We start from the raw sequence: 1,754 nt of genomic DNA, 5'->3' as shown, positions 1-1,754 counted from the left end.
GCCCCCGGCCGCCTGGCGGTCCGCGCCGCGGGCGCCGCCGCCACCCCGGCGCCCCGTGCCGCCGGGACCCCGTCCGGCACCGCCCGGGCCACCGCCGCCGGCGCCGCCAACCGCCGGCGGCCGGCGGAACGGACCGTCCAGGTCAGCATCGGCCGCCTGGAGGTCCGCGCCGCCGGCGCCGCCCCCCGGGAACGGGAACGGGAACGCCAGGAGGCGCCGAGGCGCCAGCCGCCGACGCTCGGCCTGGGCGACTACCTGACCCGTGAGGAGCGACGCCCATGAGCAACGCCCTCGCCCTCGCCACCGTCTCCGAGGCCCTGCGACTGCTGATCGCCGAGAACCTGGGCCCCGAGATCGACATGGCCGTCAACGTCGAGACCAAGCGCCCGCCGACCGAACCGCCGGCCGAACCCACCATCACCGTCTTCCTCTACCAGGTCACCCCCAACGCCGCGCTGCGCAACCAGGACGCCCCCACCCGGGCCGCCGACGGCACCCTGCTGCGCCGCCCCACCGCCGCCGTCGACCTCCACTACCTCATCACCGGCTACGGCGAGGAGACCGAGCTCACCGGCCAGCGGCTGATCGGCGCCGTCGTCCGCACCCTCCACGAAATCCCGGTCCTCTCCCGCGAGTTGATCGAACGCGCCGCCCAGAGCAGCCACCTGACCGGCTCCGACCTCGCCACCTCCCCGCAGCGCGTCAGGTTCACACCCACCCAGATGGACGTCGACGAGACCTCCAAGCTCTGGGGCATGCTCCACCACACCCCCTACGCGTTGTCCGTCGTCTACCAGGCCACGCTGGTGCTGCTCGAGGGCCGCGAGGACCCGGCCGCCGGCAAGCCCGTGCTGCGCCGCTCCGTCACCGCCGTCCCCGGCCTCCGACCCCGCCTGGACCGCGTCGGCTCCCGGCCGGCCGGCGCCGACTACCCCACCCCAGAGGTGGAAGGACCCGTGCCGCTCGGCCATGAACTCGTCCTCACCGGCTCGGGACTCGCCGCAGGACCCGTCACCGCCCACCTCGGCCGCCACCAGGTCCCCGTGGCGGCGGACGACGTGAAGGACGGCCAGGTCGTCGTGGTTCCTCCCGAGGACCTGGAGCCCGGACCCCACCGACTGCGCCTCGTCTACGCCGGAGCGGCCAGAGGCCTGGACTCCAACGCCGTCACCTTCGCCCGCCAGGCCGGCCTCGCCGAACCCGCCCGGTTCACCGACACCGCCGGCGGCGACCTCCGCACCGGCACCGTCGCGCTGCGGCTCGACATGCCGATCGGCGACGAGCAGCGCGTCGAACTGCTCCTCGACGAGCTGCGACCGCCCGAGAACCGCCGCGCCTTCAGCTACCGGTTCCACGCCCCGTTCCCGGCCGCCGACCGCGAGGACCCCGCCACGCTGCGGGTGCCCGTCAAGGACGTCCAACCCGCCGGCTACCTCGTACGGGTGCGGGTGGACGGCGTGCCGAGCGCCATCGAGCAGACCCCGGACGGCACCTTCGCCGGCCCGGCACTCGACCTCACCGCACCACCACGCGAACAGGACTGATCGGCCGACAGGACACCCGGAAGGGGGGACACCATGGGCACCAGCTACGCCGACCCGGACACCGGGTCCGACGATGGCGCGCTGCCGGAAGCCGTCGCCGCCGTACTGGCCAGACTCGACGCCCACGCCGCCGGCGACACCACCCCGCCCCCGGTCCCCGAGCCGCGCGGCAACCTGGCCGCCGTCGCCGCCTGCTTCGACCTCACCCTG

At 75.3% G+C, this 1,754-nt stretch carries 1 protein-coding gene and 1 pseudogene; both read left to right on the top strand.

Annotated features, from left to right (window positions below; all coding sequences use genetic code 11):
• A pseudogene (locus E1283_RS37820) lies at positions 1-282 on the top strand (hypothetical protein); the annotation flags it as partial.
• The gene (locus E1283_RS35895; RefSeq protein WP_132822349.1) at positions 279-1,544 is read left to right on the top strand and encodes a Pvc16 family protein; all 1,266 of its coding nucleotides are present in this window, start codon (positions 279-281) and stop codon (positions 1,542-1,544) included. The pseudogene E1283_RS37820 and the gene E1283_RS35895, both read left to right, overlap by 4 nt.
• Positions 1,545-1,754 lie beyond the last annotated feature (210 nt).

It is taken from the genome of Streptomyces hainanensis (assembly GCF_004348415.1).
Classification (GTDB): domain Bacteria; phylum Actinomycetota; class Actinomycetes; order Streptomycetales; family Streptomycetaceae; genus Streptomyces; species Streptomyces hainanensis.
Note: the sequence above shows the minus strand (reverse complement) of the source record. Positions and strands in the feature narration are given on the sequence as shown.

What these genes read in the sequence shown, in the direction of transcription:
- E1283_RS35895 (WP_132822349.1), top strand. Translation starts at nt 279, where the DNA reads ATGAGCAACGCCCTCGCCCTCGCCACCGTCTCCGAGGCCCTGCGACTG.